The 455-nt window shown below is 57.4% G+C and carries 1 protein-coding gene and 1 pseudogene; one reads left to right on the plus strand and one right to left on the minus strand.

Annotation, left to right across the window (positions count from 1 at the left end; all coding sequences use genetic code 11):
- Positions 1-107: pseudogene (locus ACWTU8_RS32620) on the minus strand (LysR family transcriptional regulator); the annotation flags it as partial.
- A gap of 93 nt (positions 108-200) precedes the next feature.
- Here ACWTU8_RS32620 and ACWTU8_RS32625 point away from each other — a divergent pair.
- Positions 201-455: NAD(P)H-dependent oxidoreductase (locus tag ACWTU8_RS32625; protein ID WP_455851351.1), on the plus strand; the 255-nt coding region annotated here is incomplete at its 3' end.

The raw sequence follows: 455 nt of genomic DNA on the forward strand, positions 1-455 counted from the left end.
GTTGACTGCCCGACACCAAATTCCCGTGCGACGGCCGACAGGCTGCCACGCTCGGCCACGCGAACGAAGCTGCGCATGCGTTCGAATGTAATGTCTGACTTATCCATTATTCGGCACAATATTATGCATTACCTGCATATAGCGGATTGAACGGCCATTGGCTACCTTCCCGTCAGTTTCCTCAACATTGGATCTAACCCATGAAAGTTCTCCTCGTCTTCGCTCACCCTGAATCACGCTCGCTGAGCGGCGCCCTTCGTGACGTCGCCATAACGGAACTCGAGGCTCAAGGGCATGAGGTGCGCGTGTCGGACCTGTATGCCGATGGCTGGAAATCCGAGATCGATCGCGCCGACTTCCCTTCGCTGGAACCCGATGCGCGGCTCATCCCGGTCGCGGCTTCCAAGAAGGGTTTCGAGGCCAACACCCTAACCGGCGATGTGAAGGCCGAGATC

The sequence above is a fragment of the Mesorhizobium sp. BHbdii genome (assembly GCF_053848045.1).